The organism is Pontibacter chinhatensis, assembly GCF_900113285.1.
GTDB classification, from domain to species: domain Bacteria; phylum Bacteroidota; class Bacteroidia; order Cytophagales; family Hymenobacteraceae; genus Pontibacter; species Pontibacter chinhatensis.
The window spans coordinates 631298-650609 of the sequence record NZ_FOOT01000002.1; the positions used below are offsets into that span (position 1 = coordinate 631298).

Here is a 19312-nt window from a genome sequence, read left to right on the forward strand (position 1 = left end):
ACAGGACGCACGAGCACCCTTTTGCACAGGCCTGCAAGCAGCGGACTAACCTATGCTGCTATGCCTGCTACACCTTTTTTCACCCAAACAGTCCTATCCGCCTAATTTGAGGGCCCTACCTGATTTATACTTTACCTATAAAATCTAATCCCTTTGAGGTTTAAACCTCGAAATTATTCTGAATGTGCCTCTTTTTTGAGTTAAGAAACAACCCACCACCCGTTTCGAAGTATAGTTTAGTAGCAATCACCCCAAAAGCTATGAAACCAGATTGGCTCGATAAGAAGGAGTACCCCTTCAAACCAAATTTCCTGGAGCTCGAAGCAGGCAAAATGCATTATATTGATGAGGGCGAGGGCCCTGCCATTGTGATGGTGCACGGCACGCCTACCTGGTCGTTTATGTACCGGGACCTGATTAAAAAGCTCCGCAAGCGATACCGCTGCATTGCTATGGACATGATAGGCTTTGGCCTGTCGGATAAGCCCAAGGACTGGAGCTACAAGCCACGCGCGCACGCGGCCAATTTCGAGGCGCTGATGGAGCACCTGCAACTCCGCGACATCACGCTGCTGGTGCACGACTTTGGTGCCCCTATTGGTTTGGCCTATGCCATTAAGCATCCTGAAAACGTGCAGGGCGTGGTGATGCTCAACTCCTGGACCTGGTCTCTCTCCAAGCACCAGACCTTCACGAAGGCAAGCAAATACCTGGTGGGCCCGCTGGGCAAGTTCCTGCACTCCAAGCTCAATGTATCCAACAACACGCTTATAGAGGAACTGTTTAAGGATGCGGATGAACTACCGGAGCCTATCAAGAAGCACTACATGAACGGCCTGGGGAATCCGGATGAGCCTGTGCGCAACCTAGCCTGTGCCCGGGAGTTGGTGGGCGCCAGCAAGTGGTACGAAGAACTCTGGAAAGAGCGCAAAAAGATACGCAACATCCCGACGCTTATACTTTGGGGAGAGCGGGATAAGCTGGTAAAGATTGAGGCCTTGCAACGTTGGAAGAAGTTCTTCCATGAGTGCTATGTGATTCCGTTTGAAGACGGGGGCCACTTCCTGCAGGAAGAAAATGCTGACGAGATAGCCGGTTATGTCAGCAACTTTGTGAAAGAGGAAATAAAAAAGAAAGAACTAATTGATAATTAACCCATTAACCACTTAAACGCAACAATGAAAACAAACAAACCTATAGATAACTTAGATGAAGCCATTTACAGAGCTAGTAACGCTACAAAACAGGAAACCCAACCACAAAATAAATTACATGCTATGAGAGTCCCACAAAACCCTAATCAAGACCAACACCCGCATGAAGGGGCACCGCTGAACGAGTCGCACGTAAACCTGATGCAGTCATGGCAGCAACTGCGCGGCCTGGACAGTAAACTTGCACAAACTAAGTATAAGGACATGGCTGAGAGCCCTAAACCTAAAATAGGCCGCCGCAGCGCATGATCCACTCCACCCGCCACCGACACATCTTAGCACTTACTATATAAAACAGGCGCAGCTTTTATAAACTGCGCCTGTTGCTTTTTATACTTAAAGTATGCTCGCCTTAGAAGATCTTGCCCGGGTTAAGTATGCCGCGTGGGTCGAAGAGCTCCTTGATGCCGCGCATTAACCTTAACTGCACCTCGTTCAGCGCGATGTTAATGTACTGGCGCTGCACCAGCCCAATGCCGTGCTCGCCGGAAATCGTGCCGCCCAGCGAAACACATAGTTTGAAGATTTCTTTGATACCCTCCGGTAGCTTGTTGTTCCAGTCATCGTCGCTCATGTCGCCTTTCACAATGTTAATGTGCAGGTTGCCATCGCCGGCGTGCCCGTAGCAAACAGACTTGAAGTTATACTTTGCCCCAATCTCCTTTACGCCTCTAAGCAGCTTCGGAAGCGCCGCCCGCGGCACCACCGTATCCTCCTCCTTATAAATAGAGTTGCCTTTTACGGCGTGGGCCACGTTTCGGCGCAGCAGCCACAGGTCGTTTTTCTGCTTTTCTGTATCGGCCACCAGGATATCGCCCACGTCGAAGGTTTCCAGCACCTCATACACGCGCTCAGCATCCTTAAACAGCAAATCCATGTCGTTGCCGTCCAGCTCTATAAGCAGGTGCGCTGCGATGTCCTCGGGCAGGCTCAGGTCCTGGCCTAAGTAGCGGGTAGCCCACACAATAGCCTCACGCTCCATAAACTCCAGCGCAGAGGGCACAATGCCCGCCATAAAAATCCTGGAAACGGCGGCGCAAGCCTCCTCCTCACTGCGGAAGGGCACCAGCATCACCAGGTTCTGCGGCGGGTATGGAATGAGTTTGAAAACAATTTTGGTGATGATGCCCAGCGTACCCTCACTGCCCACCATCAACTGCGTCAGGTTATAGCCGGTGGCGTTCTTCAGCACGTTGGCCCCTGTCCAGGTGATTTCGCCGGTTGGCAGCACCACCTCCACATTCAGCACGTAGTCCTTGGTTACGCCATACTTCACGGCCCTCGGTCCGCCGCTGCTCTCGCTCAGGTTGCCGCCCAAAAAGCAGCTGCCCCGGCTGGAGGGGTCAGGCGGATAGTACAGCCCGCGGGCAATTACCGCCTCCTGGAACACTTGCGTGATAACGCCCGGCTCCACAGTGGCCTGCAGGTTGTGCTCATCAATCTCGATGATGCTGTTCAGGCGCTCTGTGGAAAGTATAACGCCCTTGTGTATAGCCAGTGCCCCGCCGCTAAGGCCGGTTCCGGCACCGCGTGGTGTTACCGGAATGTAGTTTTCGTTACAATACTGCATAATACGGCTGATTTCAGCAGCGTTAGCAGGTTTAAGCACCACCTCCGGCTCGTAGCGAAGGTCCTCGGTTTCGTCGTGGGTGTAGCGCAGCATGTCATCGGCGGCTGCGGGCAGAAGCACGTGCTCCTGACCAACAATGGCTGACAGGGCTTCAAGGGCTTCGGGTGTGATAGGATTAAATTTCATTTTAAAAAGGCTGGACTTCTCCTTAAATTAGCCAGTGAATATATGTTCAACTTGCAACGCTAAATTACACTTTGAAATCGCTTTTTACTACTTCCGCACTTTTTATCTTTTTCCTGTTGGTGGTAGCCTCCTGCCAGACGTCGAGCCCTACCTTTAGCAAGCGCGGCGAAGAGTACAAATCGGCCCGTGAAATTGCAGCTGCCAAGCGCGCCGCCAAAAAGGCCAGGGGCCGGGGCGATAACGGCAGCAGCGTGGCAGGAACCTCCAAAGACCGCACCAGCCGTACCCGCATTCCCAAGCGCGACCTGGACAACAACATCGCCACCGTGATTGAAACGGCGCGTTCCTTTACCGGCGTGCCCTACCGTTGGGGCGGCACCACCCGCGTGGGCATGGATTGCTCCGGGCTGCTGTGCACCTCCTTCCAAAGTATAGACGTAAACCTGCCGCGCACCTCTGAGGAGCAGAGCCGCTTTGGCACCGAGGTGAAGCCGAAGGAACTGCGCGAAGGTGACCTGGTTTTCTTTGGACCCAACCGGCGCAATATCACACATGTGGGCATGGTAACCGAGGTTAACGGATCGAATGACGTGCGCTTTATACATGCTTCCACTTCGCTGGGCGTGATTGAGAATAACCTTTACTCCGACCACTACCAGAAGATCTTTATCAAGGCCGTGCGCCCGCCTGTCTTCTAATTATCACCTCAGCACATCAGAGTCCGCCTATATAACTATTTACATTTTGTACAATAAAATATTGCTTAAAATATAACAGCCAACGTACTTAATAACTGAACTAAACATTTGTTGTTCAACAAGTTATTATGTACTATGAAACTTCTTTACTCATTCTTTCTCCTAAGTATCTTTTTTATACTTCAGGTGCAGTCAGTGTGGGCCCAGGGCGCCACAACGGCCGCCATGAACGGCACGGTGCGTGACCAGAGCGGGACACCGCTTCCAGGTGCTACCATCATCGCGGTCCACAATCCTACCAACACGCAGTACGTATCCACCACCAATACGGAGGGCTATTACAACATCCAGAACATGCGCGTGGGCGGCCCCTACACCGTCCGGACCTCGTATGTCGGTTACCAGGAACAACGCACCGAGAACGTCTCGCTAGCACTGGGCCAGTCGGCCAGGGTGGATTTTACCCTTTCGGAGAGTAGCCGCGAGTTGGGCGAAGTACAGGTGCTGGGCGAACGCAACGATGTGTTTAACCAGGACCGTACAGGCGCGGCCACCAACGTATCGCGGGAGCAGATAGAGCGCCTGCCCACTTTGAGCCGAAGCTTGCAGGACTTTACGCGCCTCACACCACAGGCCACGGGCAACTCCATTGGTGGCACCAACAACCGCTACAATAACATTACCATCGATGGCGCCGTGAACAACGACGTATTCGGCTTGTCGGGAAGCGGCACGCCGGGCGGTCAGGCAGGTACCCAGCCCATTTCGCTGGATGCGATACAGGAAATACAGGTGGTGATTGCGCCCTACGATGTGAAGCAAGGCAACTTCACGGGCGGCGGCATCAACGCCATCACCCGCTCGGGCACCAACCAGTTTTCCGGCTCGGTGTATGGCTTTGGCCGCAACGAAGACATTATCGGCAAGGCAGTGGAAGGTCCCCGGGAAAAGGCCGATGAGTTTAAGAACTACCAATATGGCGTGCGCATCGGCGGCCCAATTATCCGCGACAAGCTGTTCTTCTTCACCAACTACGACGCCACCCGGGTAACCGAGCCCGTTCGGTTCGCTCCTGGTTCGGCTGAATCGCAGATTCCGCTGAGCGCGGCCGAGCAGGTGGCCTCTTTTGTGCAGGAAACCTACGGCTACGACGTGGGCTCTTTCGGCGGGTTTGACCGGGACACGGAAAGCGACAAACTGTTTGTGCGCCTCGACTGGAACATCACCGACAACCACTCGCTGACGCTGCGCCACAACTACGTAGATGCTTTTCAGGATTCCTACTCGCGCAGCCGCTCCGAGGCCCGCTTCGGCAACAACGCCTACCGCTTCAACAGCAAGACCAACACCACGGTCGCTGAGCTGAATAGCCGCTTCTCCAACAACTGGTCTAATAACCTGATTGTCGGCTACTCCCGCATCCGCGACTTCCGGGAAACGTTAGGCCAGCTTTTTCCGCAGGTAACCATTTTCGATCCGGTGGGCACGCTGGTTTTCGGTTCAGAGCGCTCCTCTACGGCCAACGAGCTGGACCAGGATATCTTCGAGTTCACCGATAACCTCACCTACCTTTGGGGGAAGCACAACTTCACGGTAGGTACCCACAACGAGTTCTTCAAGTTCCGGAACCTGTTTATCAACAACTTAAACGGGCGCTGGGAATTTAACTCCATCGAGGACTTTATAAATAACAGACCCGCACGCGTAAGGGCCACTTACTCCCTCACAAGCGATCCCCGTCCTGCAGCTGAGTTTAACGCAGCCCAGTTGGGCTTTTATGTGCAGGATGAGTATACCGCCTCCGACAGGTTGAAACTGACACTGGGCCTGCGCGTGGACATTCCCGTTTTCCCGGATAAGCCGGCACGCAACACAGAGCTGGAGAATGACTTTGCCAGCATTTACCCCGGCCTGAGAACCGACCGCACGCCCAGCGGCCAGCTGCTCTGGGCCCCGCGCTTTGGCTTTAACTACGCCCCTACCCAGGACCAGACCCTGCAAATACGCGGCGGTACGGGCATTTTCACCGGCCGTGTACCCTTTGTGTGGATGTCGAACCAGTTCGTGAACACCGGCACCATACTTGGGACAATAGATGTGAGCAATCCTGCCGAATTTATACCTGACCCCGGCAACCAAACCGCTGCCGGCCCGCCTGTGCAGACGGTGGAGGTAAACGTGATAAACGACGACTTCAAGCTACCCCGCGTGTGGCGTAGCAACCTTGCTTTCGATTATACTTTCCCCTATGGGATAGTGGCCACGATAGAGGGTATCTACTCCAAAACGCTCAACGACGTAGTATACCTCGACCTGAACCTGGTGGAGCCAAGCGGAACATTGCCCGGTGCAGACAACCGCTTTGTATACCCCTCTGCCCGCCGCATCAACCCGGACTATACCAATATTATACTTCTGGATAACACCGACGAAGGCTACAGGTATAGTTTAACCGGCCAGCTGCGCAAGGACTTCGCAAACGGGCTCACCACCTCTCTTGCCTATACCTACGGCAAGTCGAAGGATGTGAACAGCGGCACCAGCTCCACGGCCCTCTCAAACTATGAGTTTAACCAAATCGTCAACTTTCCGAACGACCCGCAACTAGAGTATTCCCGCTACGACGTACGACACCGCATCGTCGGTAACGGCGGTTATACGTTCCGCTATGGTGAAAATGCCGCCACAGGCATTTCGCTTTTCTACCAGGGTCAATCTGGTCTGCCTATTACCTTTGTCTACAACCGGGACCTGAACGGCGACGGCAACATTGCCAACGACCTGATCTACATCCCCCGCAACCAGGGCGAAATAAATCTGGTGCCTGTAACGATAAGCGGTACCACTTACTCACCGGAGGAGCAGTGGGCGGCACTGGACGCTTTGATAAGCGGGGATGATTACCTGAGCGACAGGCGCGGGCAGTATGCCGAGCGCTACGGTGGCCGCATGCCCTGGACGCACCAGTTCGACGTCCGCATTTTCCAGGATTTCTACCTCAATGCGGGCGAAAACCGCCATACGCTCCAGATCACGTTCGATATCTTTAACGTGGGCAACCTGCTTAGCCGCGACTGGGGCCGTCAGTACTTCGTGAACAACAACGCCAACGAGCTTATTCGCTTTGCAGGGAACAACGCAGCCGGGGCACCGACCTTTACCTTTAACCCCAACACCCGCATCTACAACGTTTCCCAGTTCGACTCCAGGTGGCAGGGGCAATTGGGGCTGAGGTATATCTTTAATTAAATATATTCTACTTGTATAAGTATAAAAAGGCAGAGTTTTCTCTGCCTTTTTCTTTTTTTCTGCCACTCATAAAATGATAAAATTTGCCTTTAAAGGTCCTATGAACGGTTTAGCAGCAGGCTCTATACTTTGTTAATATTTAGTTAACATTATTGTTGGGATTTATCATCTGTTAGGAGTTACCTTTGCGGCAAAATCAATCAACCCCTTCTTTATGAAAAACTTTTACAGTATTCCGCTGCACACAGAGAGCATCAGGTGCAGTAGGAAGCAAAGAGTTACATCCAATCACTTTAAGGGTTTCTTTCAGAAATTCCTCTTCTCAGCAGTGCTAGCGCTGTTAACCATGGTGGGCGCACAAGCCCAGGTAACAACAAGTAGCATTAACGGCACTGTGAAGGACGCAAACGGTGAGGCACTGATCGGAGCAACGGTTAGGGCAACGCACCAGCCTTCCGGAACCACGTACGGTTCTACCACCAACACCGAGGGCCAGTTCAACATCGCGAACATGCGTGTGGGTGGCCCTTATTTAATTGAGGTAAGCTACATTGGCTACCAGCCAAGAAATTACAGTAACGTCAACCTCCAATTAGGTGTACCTTATCAATTAGGCGCTACGCTATCTGAAGGTGGTACAGACTTACAGGAGATTGTAGTTACCGCTGATCAAGGCTCAGTTTTCAACGCGCAGAAGACAGGTGCTGCTACGAACGTTACATCAAAGCAGATCGAGTCTCTTCCAACTATCTCCAGAAGTATTACAGACTTCACCCGCCTTACACCACAGGCTAATGGAAATGGCTTTGCCGGTCGTGACGGACGTTTCAACAACGTACAAATAGACGGTGCAAACTTTAATAATGGTTTTGGCCTGAATACCAACCCGCTCCCTGGTGGAAACTCTCAGCCAATTTCTCTGGATGCGATTGAGCAGATACAGGTGAACATCGCTCCTTATGATGTGCGCCAGTCTGGCTTTACAGGTGCAGGCATCAACGCCATTACACGTAGCGGTTCCAATGAGTTCTCTGGCTCAGTGTACGGCTTCTTCCGTAACCAAGACTTCACAGGTGGTAAAGTTAATGGGAACGAAATCGACAAAGGAGATGACAACTCAAGCAAGACTCTTGGTTTCCGTTTAGGAGGTCCTATCATCAAAAATAAATTGTTCTTCTTTGTCAATGGAGAGAAAGTAGAGAACAAAGGCACTAACCCTTTCGCAGTTAACCTTTGGAGAGCGTCCGAAGATGGTGTAGCGGATCCGGACAATAACATCGCCAGAACCTCCAGAGCAGACTTAGAAGCTGTTCGTAACCACCTGATCAACCAGTGGGGCTATGACCCAGGCTCTTATGAAGGCTATGCAAGAGATAACGGAACCGAAAGCTTTAACTTCCTTGCCCGCATCGACTGGAACATCAGCGACAAGCATAAATTAGCTGTGCGTTATAACCAGGTAAAAGGTGAAGCTGCTTCCCTTGTGAATGGAAGCTCAGGACCTTACCCTCGCTCTTCTAATAACCGTGTTAGCGACCAATCCATCGCTTTCAGCAAAACGATGTATAATACTGAAAACATTGTTCGCTCGGCTTCATTAGAATTGAATAGCACACTCTCCCCGCGTATTTCAAACCAATTGCTGGCTACTTTCAGCCGTATTCAGGACACACGTACCTCGCCAAGTGAAATATTCCCTATGGTGGACATCTGGGATGGAACAGGTGCCAATTCCAACTACATGACCTTTGGTTATGAGCTGTTTACATATGGTAACGACGTATTGAATGACAATTACAGCATCGTAAACAACCTGACCTACTTAGCTGGCAAGCACAACATCACTGCGGGTGCCAGCTTTGAGTCTCAGAAGTTTGGTAACCAGTACATCCGTTTAGGTACTTCTTACTACCGTTACGCTTCTGTAGAGGACTTCCTTACTACCGGCACTGCCAATGAGGTGGCTCCGATCATGTTTGGCCTTACTTACCCATATGAAGGCCAAGACACATATGCTCCTATAAAACTTGGTACTGCTGGCCTTTATGTACAGGATAAGTATACAGTGAACGAGCGCTTAGATGTTACTTTAGGCGTACGCGCAGACATGCCAATCTACATGAACGACCTGACTGCCAACTCAGCAATCGATGCGTTAGAGTTGCTGGGCACAGATGGCAAACCTAAGCACTACACAACAGGCGAGTGGCCTAAGTCACGAATAATGCTGTCCCCACGCATTGGCTTCAACTATGATGCCCTTGGTGACGGCTCATTACAAATTCGCGGTGGTACAGGATTCTTTACTGGTCGGGTGCCATTTGTGTGGCTCACTAACATGCCATCGAACTCAGGTGTGATTCAAAATAATGTGGAGCCAGGAAGCTACGCTGATGTGGCTGGCTGGATCGGAGACATCCGATTTAACCCCAATCCTTACCACTGGTTGAACAATACACCAGCAAGTGCTTCAAATGTATTTATTAAAACACCAAAGGCAGGTGTTCCGTCAAGCTTTGCGCTAGTTGACCGTGACTTTAAGATGCCTAAGGTATGGAGAACCAGCATAGGAGCAGACTATACCATCCCAGGCACTCCTTTAGTGGCAACTGTAGACCTGATGTATACAAAAGATATCAATGCAGCCTACCAGTTTGGTGCTAACAGAGTAACTCAGGCTCCAGCTCAGATGAACAATGCTGGTGATAACAGAGATCTGTTCCTGAACAGCAAAGACGCTGCTTACAACTCTAAAGTAGGCCCTAACACAGGCGTGGTGTTAACCAACACCGATGAAAAAGGCTACTCTTACAACACAACAGTAGGACTTTCTCTGCCAGCACGTAGCGGATTCTTTGGTTCAGTGTACTATACTTATACAAAATCCAAGGATATTTCAGGAAACCCGGGTTCTAACGCTTCCTCAGCGTGGGGCGGCAGTCCATCAATCAATAACCCGAACGAGCAAATTCTTTACAACTCACAGTACGCAATACCTCATAACGTAGTAGCCAATCTTTCTTTCCGTAAGGAGTACATCAACCACTTGGCTACAACTATATCGCTGTTCTATAACGGTTCTCATCAGGGACGTTATTCTTACACCTATAATGGCGACATCAATGGTGACGGTCTGAATGCTGATCTGCTGTACGTTCCGCGCCAGGCATCAGAGATAGCCTTTGAGGATATTAAAGACAAGAGCGGTGCTGTTTTATTCTCTGCAGCACAGCAGCGTGAGGCTTTCGATGCTTTCATCGATAACGATGATTACCTGAGCGAAAGACGCGGCAAATACGCTGAGCGTAATGGAGCGCTGCTGCCTTGGCTGAACCGTTTTGATGTAAGAATCCTGCAGGATATATTCACTGACATTGGAGGCAAGCGTAACACGCTGCAACTTAGTGCAGATATCATGAACGTAGGTAACCTTATTAACTCTAAGTGGGGCGTTCAGCAAACACTGAACAATGCACAGGGCTTGCTAACACCTGCTCCGAATGCTGTAGACTCAAGAGGAAATGCTGTGTACAGGGCTACTGCAACACCAGCCTTCCAAATGAGGACAGTCTCTGAAGGAGGTAAGAACGTATTGCCTACAAAAGCTGTAAGAGATCTTACCACTACCGGCACTACTTGGTACATGCAGTTGGGAGTGCGTTACATCTTCAACTAAGAAGTATAAACAATTCCATAATAAAAGGGGCAGCAGTAGCTGCCCCTTTTTCTTTCACATATTTTTTACCAGATGTTTTGCATCTAAAATATTTGTGCTATTTTTGTGTCCACAATGCGGGGGATTAGCTCAGCTGGCTAGAGCGCTTGCATGGCATGCAAGAGGTCATCGGTTCGACTCCGATATTCTCCACGAAGGCAACTACACTAGTAGTTGCCTTTTTTGTTTTCCAGATCTCCTTTTGTACTTACGTCCTCTACTCAAGCAGAACTGACCGTTATTACATCGGTAGCTGGAAAAACGAATCCGCCTCTTCCTAGCGCAACTCCTCATAGAAATTAAGTATTTTTGTAGTACATTCTTTACCAACAGTAATGACTACAGATTCTGCAAGGCAAGCTGACATAAAGCCTTTTCTCAAATGGGCCGGCGGCAAAACACAATTGTTACCCGCCATCGAAGCGAAAGTGATCCAGCGGTTGCAAAATAAAAAGAGCATCAATTTTATCGAGCCGTTTGCTGGCAGTGGCGCTGTGCTGTTCTTCATGCTTAGAGCGTATGGCCAGTATGTGAAGCATGCTGTAATCAACGACATCAACCATGTCCTAACTGATTGCTACCAGACCATCAAATCATCACCGGAACAGCTCATAGCTGAATTAGCAGCACTTGAACAGCGGTACTTTAGTTACGCAGCCGAAGAAGACAGAAAGTCACTTTTTTTAGAGAAGCGCGAGGAGTTCAACCAGCTGGCAGATAATCCTGTGCGCAAAAGTGCGCTGATGATTTTCCTGAACAAGACATGCTTTAATGGCCTGTACCGGGTTAACTCCAAAGGCCACTTCAACGTGCCCTTCGGTAAGTTTGCAAAACCCACGATTTGTAACGCCCCGGTTATTCGGGCAAACAGCCAGGCTTTGCAAAAGGTAGAGATATTAAACACCGACTTCGCGGAAACCGGAAAGTACATCGACGAAGATGCCTTCTTCTACTTTGACCCGCCCTACAAGCCCATCAGCTCCACCGCGTCGTTTAACTCCTATGCCAAGGAAGGATTCATAGACGAGGATCAGCTGCGGCTCAAAGCTTTTTGTGACGTGGTAAATGCCGGGGAAGCATATTTTGTGCAGAGCAACTCTGACACCACCAACAACGACGATCAGAATACTTTCTTCCAGGAGCTTTATAAGGGCTATACTATTGAAAGAGTAAAAGCCAAAAGAGCTATCAATTCTAAGGGTAGTGGCCGTGGAGAGATATTTGAGCTGCTTATATCAAATGACAATGTTTTAGGCGACATCTCTACCGCCAATAAGGGAATGCTGCAAACTTCTTTATTTTAATGCCGAAGCCTTACTATACTTCACAGGATGAAAAGTTCACCCTTTTCTCAGGGGATTGTGTCGAGCTTTTACCGAAGCTTAATGTAAAGGCGGACTTAGTGTTCGCAGACCTGCCATACTTCTTGGGTAGTTATGGTTTTATGATGGGTTAGCCTAAGCTAGAGCTTTAGGATTTTTACGCCCGGAACATTGGCTAAAACAACGTGCCGGGGCACTAAACGGCCTACTGTAACATAGTGCTTTCCATTTCCAACCGGCGTGGAGGTCTTCCTTTCTTTGAACTGACTCAGGTGTTTCTTAAACCAATCTCTGGTAGCTGGCATGGGCAGAATATGCAGTTCTCCCTCATCTACAAAGTAATAGTAAACAAAGTCGGCTTCTGTATACATAAAGCACCCGGGCGTACCCTTGCTTTCATTGCTTATCGTTTCCAGAAAGTAATTGCCAGTGTAATAGTGCCTGTCGCCTTTTACTTCTATCTTAATAGTCTTGATGCTACCATCCTCCAGCTTTCTGCGCCATAAAATATCTATGTCCTTGGATTGATACGCCGCATCGTCCTCCACATTCACAACATCTACTGTTGACGGTTGGCTCCATAGTTTTCTTTCTATAGCAGAAGCGGCTCTGTTGGCTATCTCAGAGGCATCACGCATGGAGTATCGTCTTAATGTAGACATAGCACAGTAACGTTTAGTTGGTTAAACCTATGACTTCCGGCAGCATTCCCTCAAAGGAATAGCTACCGTTTACGGACGTAATACAAACAAGTATACCTCTGTAAACATCATAAAGGATAATCCCACATAGCTTCACTCCAGCCCCATCAGCCTGGCTCAGGACGAGGCACAGATTTGTCTCTATATCAGCCTCCCCACCCCTCTACAATCCCCGGCAGATAACTTTAGGGCCTATACTAGGTTTAAATAACTACGGCCACGTTGAGCCGTAACTCATAAGACACGTGTTTCACTAAAAAAAGGAGGTAGCTATGGCATTCGGTTTTGAGGACAACAAGAAGGACGCGATGAACCTGCTAACCAAAGTGGCAGAGGAGTTGGGTACAGAAGACATGAACCAGGCAGGTCGTGTTTTCCGGGCCGTGCTGCAGGCCATCCGAGACAGGCTGCCGGTAAATGATGCGGTGCATTTTGCCGCCCAACTGCCTATTCTCTGGAAAGGCTACTATTTCGATCAGTACGACCCGGCGAAGGTGCCCGTGAAGATACGGGATAACCAGGAATGGATCGACTTTATACGGAGCAAGAACGCCTTTGCCGCCAACAATGATTTTCTGAGCGACAGCGATGTGATGGAATGTTTCCAGGACGTGTTTAAAGCGCTGCGCCATTGCGTATCGCCGGAGGAGTTGCAGAAGGTGAGGCAGGCTATGCACGAGGAAGCTCAGGAGCTGCTGGAAGTGTAAAGTATAAAACTTAAGCAGCAGTACACCCAAAGTATGAAAGGCGGCGTTCGCAGAATATGCGTGAACGTCGCCTTTTTTATATATCTTCAGCCCATGAAGCATACTTATATAGCCATACTTTCTATACTTATACTTGCCGGCTGCAGGCAGCAGGAATCAGAGCCTGTCACCGCTCCAAGCACGGCCGTCGTGCAGGACACTGCTGCTCAGGACACTGCCCAACCCTCACCGGCACCGGCCACCCCAACCGTGGCAGCCTGCCAGGTAGAGGCACCGCTGCTGCTCCCTCCCGATAGCCCGGTGGTGACAGAGGCCTCTCTGCAGACCTACCTGAAACAATTCGAAGACGCCGTGCTAACCCAGGATGCAGAGAAACTGGAGAAACTAGTAGACCCCAATATCCGCATCGGTTTTGGCGACAACGGCGGTTGGCAGGACTTTGCAGAGCAGTGGCACCTGGAGGACAAGCAATCGGAAGTATGGCTGCAGCTGGAGCACCTGATCCGGCTTGGCGGGGGATACCCGCTGGCAGATAACAAAGAGCTCTACGCCCTACCCTATGTCTACAGCAACTGGCCCGACTCTATTGATGCCTTTATGCATATTGCCGTGATAAAGGACAATGCCATACTTCGGGCCGACCCGGCTGCCAATGCCGATGCGGTTTGCTCCCTGCACCAGGTTATATTGAAAGTGGATTACGGCAAATCGTACCCGGAAGGGGCACCGCAGAAGGAATGGTGGCATGTGCAGAATGCCGACGGCGAGCTGCAGGGATACCTGAACCGGTCGGACGTGCATAGCCCCGTGGGGTATCGCGCCATCTTCAACAAAAACAAGCACGGCCAGTGGCAAATGACAGCCTTGGTAACCGGTGATTAAAGTATAAAAAAGGCCCGCCGCAAAGTATAGCGACGGGCCTTTTTTATACTTGCCGGTAGGCGGTTTATAGGTTACACAAACAGCCCCTCTACCGACAGGTAGCGCTCGCCGGTATCGTAGCAGAAAGTAAGCACCCTGGACCCGGCCGGAATCTCCTCCTGCAGCTTCTTGTTCACAGCAGCCAGCGCCGACCCCGACGAGACACCTATGAAAATACCCTCTTCGCGGGCAGCACGGCGGGCAAAGTCATAGGACTCGTCCTGCTGTACCTGAACCACGCCGTCCAGCAAGGTAGTATCCAGAATCTTTGGTACAAACCCGGCTCCCAGGCCTTGCAGCGGGTGCGGCCCCGGTGCCCCGCCACTCAGCACCGCCGAGGCAGCAGGCTCTACAGCGTATATTTTCAGGTTCGGGAAGCGGTCTTTCAACACTTTGGCTACCCCCGTGATATGCCCTCCGGTACCCACGCCGGTTATGATGTAATCCAGCCCCTCCGGAAAATCCTCCAGAATCTCCTGCGCCGTAGTCTCAATGTGTATCTGGGTATTAGCCTCGTTGTCGAATTGCATGGGCATCCAGGCATTGTCGTTTTCCTGCACCAGCTCCTGCGCGCGCTCGATGGCTCCCTTCATGCCCTTCTCGCGCGGCGTCAGCTCCAGGCGGGCACCGTAGGCAGCCATCAGCCGGCGGCGCTCCACCGACATCGACTCCGGCATCACCAGAATCAGCTCGTATCCTTTAACGGCAGCCACCATAGCCAGGCCTACGCCAGTATTACCGGAGGTTGGCTCCACGATGATGCTTCCTTTGGAAAGCACACCGCGGCGCTCGGCATCCTCTATCATGGCCAGCGCAATACGGTCTTTTATACTTCCGCCGGGGTTGGCGCGCTCCAGCTTCATCCATACTTCCACATCCTTGTCAAAAAGTTTGTTGATGCGCACATGGGGCGTATTGCCAATGGCTCCGAGTATTGAATTTACTTTCATATGTGAGTTTCCTGTTTATACTTTGGTTTTATACTTTATCAGATGGAAAAATTCAGTGCATCGACGGGCTCTTCAGACCGGCGTACGTTTACCTGGGGTTGGTGGTACACGCGTGAGTAAGGCGGCACGCTATCCGTAAGCCACACGTTGCCCCCGATAATGCTGTGCGCCCCGATGACGGTGTTGCCGCCAAGTATGGTGGCCCCGGCGTAGATCACCACATGGTGCTCAATGGTAGGATGCCGCTTTATCCTAGCCATCGCCTTGTCCACGCTCAGTGCGCCCAGTGTAACGCCTTGGTAAACTTTCACATAGTTGCCGATAACGCAGGTCTCCCCTATCACCACACCGGTACCGTGGTCGATGCAGAAGTGCGTGCCGATTTGTGCGCCAGGGTGAATGTCGATGCCGGTGAGGGCATGGGCATACTCGGTGAGCACGCGCGGCAGCAGGGGCACCCGCAGCCTATAGAGCACGTGCGCCATGCGATAGATGGCTACCGCCTTAAAGCCAGGGTAGGTGCGTATCACTTCCTCTCTGCTCTGCGCAGCCGGGTCGCCGGCAGCAATGGCCTCGGCATCCATCAGCAGCAGCTCGTAGATGTGCGGCAGCTCCTGCATCATCTTCTCCGCCACTTCCTCCGGGCGCATGGGCAGGTCCTGCTCCATACTTGTGAGGATGCGCATCATGTTCACCTTCAGGTTATTGCTGTACTTTTCCAGTTCCTCCACCGTTTCGAAGCGCACATCGGCCAGCGGCGGGAAGAGCAATTGCAGCACACCTTCTACCAGCTGGCACATGGCAGAGGCCGGTACCTGGTGCTTGGCCCTGTGGTGGCTGCGAAATAAAGTACTGAGAAACTGGCTGTTCATGCTGTATAGAACGTATGGCAGGGGTTGGTGTTTAATCCGGAACAAGAAAAAAGCCCTTTTGTTATACTTATCCGCCCTAAAATAAAAAAGGGAGCCCCGTAAGACTCCCCTTCCCCTTTATACGAACTGTATACCTATTCGCGGCAGAACTCTATCACGTCGATGGCGCCGCCACCGCGCAGACTGCTCTCTTTGCCAAACACCACGCGCAGTTTTACCACACCCGGCGTATCCACGCGCAGGCGGGTGGCCCCGTAAGGCCCCGTTACCGGCAGCAGCAGGGTGTTAATGATTTTGCCATCCTTGTCCAGCAGTTCTATTTTAGAGCCGGCCTCCTCTTCCGTGATGTCCAGTACATGTATCCCTTTCAGGTTGATGCTGCCCATGGCGGAGAAGTCTATCTCGATGCGGCTGCCCTTGTGATGCAGTAGGGCCACGTTGCTGTTGCCGCGCCCTACAGTAAGCACCTGGCCCATGGGGCGTATGGCGGACGCGTTTGGTGTTCTGAATTCCTTGTTCAGGTGGTCAGGAGCGCCGGTGTCGAACAGCAGCGCCGTGTTGTGGTTAAAGTAGCGGCCATCGCCTATGCGGTACTGCGCCCGGATGCGCACGGGGGTGTCCTGGCTGTACACCGTCGTTACGGCGCCCAAACTTGCCTCAGTCGGGCTATACTCGTCGAACTCAATAATCTCGCAGCTGGAGGGGTCTGTGCCGAAATTCTTGCTTTGTATGGCAGCCATCGGGGCTGTATCCATCTCCTCTGTTTTATCACAGCCCATCAGCACCACGCCAAGCACCAAACAACCCAAGGCATTAGATGTAAACTTCTTCATACTACACAATTTTTAATAACACTGAAATATTTAAAAGGCACAGTCCTCTCCCCGGCTATTTGGAGAATAAACAGCCACAGCATGATGTTAAAGCGGTTTTAGGGGAAAATATTAGAACGGTGATGTTGTGTTATTACGGGGCATTTTGAGAAACGGATGAAAAATAAGTGCAATTTTCCAGAAGAAGTATGCTTCCTCAGAGTGGAGTTGGTGATGCCGCTATGCAACTTTCAAAACACAGCATCTTGTAACACAAATAGTTAACCATCAGAAAGTATAGCTTATACTTCCTAGGACGCATCCCGCTAAAGTATAAATTATGTTATACTTCCTTCACCCGCTTTACAAACAGCAGCAAGTATAAAAAGGCCAGCAGCGAGAAGGCTCCCGCCGCCCAGAACACTAGGGTAAAGTTGCTGCTCTGGTTGCCATACAGCCATCCCGAACCCAATGCTCCCAGGCCAATGCCCGCTTCCAGGGCAATGTACATGGTGGCCATGGCGCGCCCGCGGTGCTCGGGGTGGCTCAGGTCGATGGTCCAGGCATAGATGGTGGGTGAGTTCATGCCGGTGGCCACGCCAAACAGCACCCCGGCCAGCAGCAAGCCGGTATCTGTAGACACGGAGCCGATAACCACCATGGCCAGCGTCAGCAGGGCGGCACTCACCCGCAGCACCACCACCCGGCCATAGGTATCGGAGGCTCTGCCGGCCAGAAAACGGATAGCGAGCGAAGACAAGGTGAAGGAAGTGAAGAAAAGGCCTTTGTTCTGTATGCCCAGGTGCGCGCTGAAATCCGGGATAATGGTGAGCACCGTACCAAAGCCGAAGGAGGTGAGCAGCATGACCAGGGAAGGCATCAGCACCCGTGGCTCCAGCACCTCCCTACGGGAAATCCGCAGCATGCTCCATGTAAATCGTTTCGGTTTGGGGACGGTTTCCTGCATGCGCCAGATAACGACCACCGACAGCAACGCCGCCGCCGAAGAGGCGAAGAACATCGGATTGGCACCGTAGGCGCTGGCAATCAGGCCTCCCAAGGCAGGCCCCGCCGCCATGCCCAAACTCCCCGACAGGCCCAGCAGGCCTATGGCCTCTCCCCGGCGCTCCACCGGCACCAGGTCGGCTATGTAGGCCGAGGTGCCCGTAGGCGTGAAGCCTGTGGAGAAACCATGCACAAAGCGCAGCAGCAAAAAGGCCGCCACCGTGCCCACCAGCGGGTACATCAAGCCAGCCGCCACGCATACCACGCCCCCTACCACCATCACCGGCACGCGTCCTATCTCATCGGCCAGCTTCCCGCTGAACGGCCGCGAAAGACCAGCCGTGAGCGTGAAGAGCGCTATGATAAGTCCCTTATACTCCTCCCCGCCCAGGCTACTCAGGTAGTCAGGCAGCTCCGGGATAATCATGTTAAAACTGGAGAAGAAAAGAAAAGAACTCAGGCAGAGCAACCAGAACTGCACCCCATACACACGCTTTGTCTCAACAGCCATAGTTTATACTTGAGGCCGCAATTTGGCAAAGGTTTAGGTATTGTACTAATTCTGCAGCGGGATAACAGGGGACGACTTGAACCAGACGGAAAAGTATAGCTTACCGGAAAGTATGGCGCAGTGATAGGGGAATTACTGATGCTCTCAAGGCAGGCTGAAATGGATTTTTTATACTTGAAGCGCCGGCTCTGAGGGAGAGGGTTTTACGCCGTTTATCATGATGCCTTTTTCCATGGCGGCCAGGTGGATGCTGCGCGATACGTGGCGGGCCAGGGACGCATCCTGTATGGCGTGCAGGCGCAGGCGCTGCACATGGCCACCTGCCAGCAGGAAACTGATGACGTGCCTAGTAATATGGAGCTCCTCTACCTGGGCCCACTCTATCACCTTTTCGGAGCCAAACAAGGTAAGGCGGTAAGACAGGCGCTGCGGTGTCATGAAGAAGAAGGCATCCTTGAAGTGGAGCAGTTCGGTGCCATAGGCGAGCGGCAACACCCCCAGCAGCATCAGGCCGGCGCTTGCCAGAGCCCAACCTTGCCTGAATTCCTCTATCCAGAAAAACTCCCGTAACAGCGCATAGCCTCCACCTATAAATAGGAACAAGCCTACCAGAAGCATGGATCTTTTAGCGTTCCGAAGCTGCTTTCCCGGATACAGATTTACATACATGTTTTTTATCCTTGGATGTTAATGAAAGCCTATACTTTAGCGGTGCCTGGCACGCTCCTCCAATCTTCTTCGTGCTCCTGTTCGGTAATTACGAATATAATTTTACAAAGTTTGTATTTAACTATACTTGTCCAACTAAGCTGTCTCCCCACCCGCTGCTCCTCGCAAATCAAGGCAAGTTGCGTGGCAATTTCTGCACTTTCTAACACG

15 protein-coding genes and 1 tRNA gene are annotated in these 19312 nt (G+C 51.6%); 9 read left to right on the forward strand and 7 right to left on the reverse strand.

The genetic code is table 11. From position 1 onward, the window contains the following. Positions 1 to 260: 260 nt before the first annotated feature. Positions 261 to 1154, forward strand: coding sequence for an alpha/beta fold hydrolase (locus BM040_RS07830; RefSeq protein WP_092099945.1), 894 nt, complete (start codon positions 261 to 263; stop codon positions 1152 to 1154). A gap of 123 nt (positions 1155 to 1277) precedes the next feature. After that, positions 1278 to 1463: a hypothetical protein gene (locus BM040_RS07835; protein ID WP_139217779.1), complete on the forward strand. Its 186-nt coding sequence runs from the start codon at positions 1278 to 1280 to the stop codon at positions 1461 to 1463. 103 nt (positions 1464 to 1566) lie between these two features. Here the strand turns inward: BM040_RS07835 and BM040_RS07840 are convergent, their stop codons facing one another. Then, complete coding sequence (locus tag BM040_RS07840; protein ID WP_092099947.1) at positions 1567 to 2970, reverse strand: FAD-binding oxidoreductase; 1404 nt, start codon at positions 2968 to 2970, stop codon at positions 1567 to 1569. 71 nt (positions 2971 to 3041) lie between these two features. On the opposite strand from BM040_RS07840, the gene BM040_RS07845 reads away from it, so the two are divergent. The 5 genes from BM040_RS07845 (at position 3042) to BM040_RS07865 (ending at position 11936) form a co-directional block, all read left to right on the forward strand. Continuing rightward, positions 3042 to 3668 (forward strand): C40 family peptidase, encoded by a 627-nt coding sequence (locus tag BM040_RS07845; protein ID WP_245756136.1) that lies wholly within the window; start codon positions 3042 to 3044, stop codon positions 3666 to 3668. A 135-nt stretch (positions 3669 to 3803) separates the two neighbouring features. Continuing rightward, positions 3804 to 6917 (forward strand): TonB-dependent receptor, encoded by a 3114-nt coding sequence (locus BM040_RS07850; RefSeq protein ID WP_092099948.1) that lies wholly within the window; start codon positions 3804 to 3806, stop codon positions 6915 to 6917. 214 nt (positions 6918 to 7131) lie between these two features. Then, on the forward strand, positions 7132 to 10593 hold the full coding sequence (locus BM040_RS07855; RefSeq protein WP_245756137.1) for a TonB-dependent receptor: 3462 nt from the start codon (positions 7132 to 7134) through the stop codon (positions 10591 to 10593). A 118-nt stretch (positions 10594 to 10711) separates the two neighbouring features. Then, a tRNA-Ala gene (locus BM040_RS07860) sits at positions 10712 to 10785 on the forward strand. A 182-nt stretch (positions 10786 to 10967) separates the two neighbouring features. Continuing rightward, positions 10968 to 11936, forward strand: a complete 969-nt coding sequence (locus BM040_RS07865; RefSeq protein ID WP_092099949.1) for a DNA adenine methylase — start codon at positions 10968 to 10970, stop codon at positions 11934 to 11936. A gap of 158 nt (positions 11937 to 12094) precedes the next feature. Here BM040_RS07865 and BM040_RS07870 read toward each other — a convergent pair whose 3' ends face one another. Continuing rightward, positions 12095 to 12616 (reverse strand): hypothetical protein, encoded by a 522-nt coding sequence (locus tag BM040_RS07870; RefSeq protein ID WP_092099950.1) that lies wholly within the window; start codon positions 12614 to 12616, stop codon positions 12095 to 12097. Between the two features lie 311 nt (positions 12617 to 12927). On the opposite strand from BM040_RS07870, the gene BM040_RS07875 reads away from it, so the two are divergent. Both BM040_RS07875 and BM040_RS07880 read left to right on the forward strand, forming a co-directional pair. Beyond that, entirely contained in the window at positions 12928 to 13362 is a 435-nt protein-coding gene (locus tag BM040_RS07875) for a DUF2267 domain-containing protein (protein ID WP_092099951.1), read from the forward strand. Between the two features lie 93 nt (positions 13363 to 13455). Continuing rightward, positions 13456 to 14244 (forward strand): hypothetical protein, encoded by a 789-nt coding sequence (locus tag BM040_RS07880; protein ID WP_139217780.1) that lies wholly within the window; start codon positions 13456 to 13458, stop codon positions 14242 to 14244. A gap of 71 nt (positions 14245 to 14315) precedes the next feature. Here the strand turns inward: BM040_RS07880 and cysK are convergent, their stop codons facing one another. The 5 genes from cysK to BM040_RS07905 form a co-directional block, all read right to left on the reverse strand. Then, on the reverse strand, positions 14316 to 15233 hold the full coding sequence (cysK, locus tag BM040_RS07885; protein WP_092099953.1) for a cysteine synthase A: 918 nt from the start codon (positions 15231 to 15233) through the stop codon (positions 14316 to 14318). Between the two features lie 38 nt (positions 15234 to 15271). Next, positions 15272 to 16105, reverse strand: a complete 834-nt coding sequence (epsC, locus tag BM040_RS07890; RefSeq protein WP_092099954.1) for a serine O-acetyltransferase EpsC — start codon at positions 16103 to 16105, stop codon at positions 15272 to 15274. A 134-nt stretch (positions 16106 to 16239) separates the two neighbouring features. Further along, positions 16240 to 16938: a hypothetical protein gene (locus BM040_RS07895; protein WP_092099955.1), complete on the reverse strand. Its 699-nt coding sequence runs from the start codon at positions 16936 to 16938 to the stop codon at positions 16240 to 16242. 322 nt (positions 16939 to 17260) lie between these two features. Next, on the reverse strand, positions 17261 to 18433 hold the full coding sequence (locus tag BM040_RS07900; RefSeq protein WP_092099956.1) for an MFS transporter: 1173 nt from the start codon (positions 18431 to 18433) through the stop codon (positions 17261 to 17263). 168 nt (positions 18434 to 18601) lie between these two features. Beyond that, complete coding sequence (locus BM040_RS07905) at positions 18602 to 19102, reverse strand: hypothetical protein (RefSeq protein ID WP_092099957.1); 501 nt, start codon at positions 19100 to 19102, stop codon at positions 18602 to 18604. Positions 19103 to 19312: the final 210 nt, after the last annotated feature.

What these genes read in the sequence shown, in the direction of transcription:
- BM040_RS07830 (WP_092099945.1), top strand. Translation starts at nt 261, where the DNA reads ATGAAACCAGATTGGCTCGATAAGAAGGAGTACCCCTTCAAACCAAAT.
- BM040_RS07835 (WP_139217779.1), top strand. Translation starts at nt 1,278, where the DNA reads ATGAGAGTCCCACAAAACCCTAATCAAGACCAACACCCGCATGAAGGG.
- BM040_RS07840 (WP_092099947.1), bottom strand. Translation starts at nt 2,970, where the DNA reads ATGAAATTTAATCCTATCACACCCGAAGCCCTTGAAGCCCTGTCAGCC.
- BM040_RS07850 (WP_092099948.1), top strand. Translation starts at nt 3,804, where the DNA reads ATGAAACTTCTTTACTCATTCTTTCTCCTAAGTATCTTTTTTATACTT.
- BM040_RS07855 (WP_245756137.1), top strand. Translation starts at nt 7,132, where the DNA reads ATGAAAAACTTTTACAGTATTCCGCTGCACACAGAGAGCATCAGGTGC.
- BM040_RS07865 (WP_092099949.1), top strand. Translation starts at nt 10,968, where the DNA reads ATGACTACAGATTCTGCAAGGCAAGCTGACATAAAGCCTTTTCTCAAA.
- BM040_RS07870 (WP_092099950.1), bottom strand. Translation starts at nt 12,616, where the DNA reads ATGTCTACATTAAGACGATACTCCATGCGTGATGCCTCTGAGATAGCC.
- BM040_RS07875 (WP_092099951.1), top strand. Translation starts at nt 12,928, where the DNA reads ATGGCATTCGGTTTTGAGGACAACAAGAAGGACGCGATGAACCTGCTA.
- BM040_RS07880 (WP_139217780.1), top strand. Translation starts at nt 13,456, where the DNA reads ATGAAGCATACTTATATAGCCATACTTTCTATACTTATACTTGCCGGC.
- cysK (WP_092099953.1), bottom strand. Translation starts at nt 15,233, where the DNA reads ATGAAAGTAAATTCAATACTCGGAGCCATTGGCAATACGCCCCATGTG.
- epsC (WP_092099954.1), bottom strand. Translation starts at nt 16,105, where the DNA reads ATGAACAGCCAGTTTCTCAGTACTTTATTTCGCAGCCACCACAGGGCC.
- BM040_RS07895 (WP_092099955.1), bottom strand. Translation starts at nt 16,938, where the DNA reads ATGAAGAAGTTTACATCTAATGCCTTGGGTTGTTTGGTGCTTGGCGTG.
- BM040_RS07900 (WP_092099956.1), bottom strand. Translation starts at nt 18,433, where the DNA reads ATGGCTGTTGAGACAAAGCGTGTGTATGGGGTGCAGTTCTGGTTGCTC.
- BM040_RS07905 (WP_092099957.1), bottom strand. Translation starts at nt 19,102, where the DNA reads ATGTATGTAAATCTGTATCCGGGAAAGCAGCTTCGGAACGCTAAAAGA.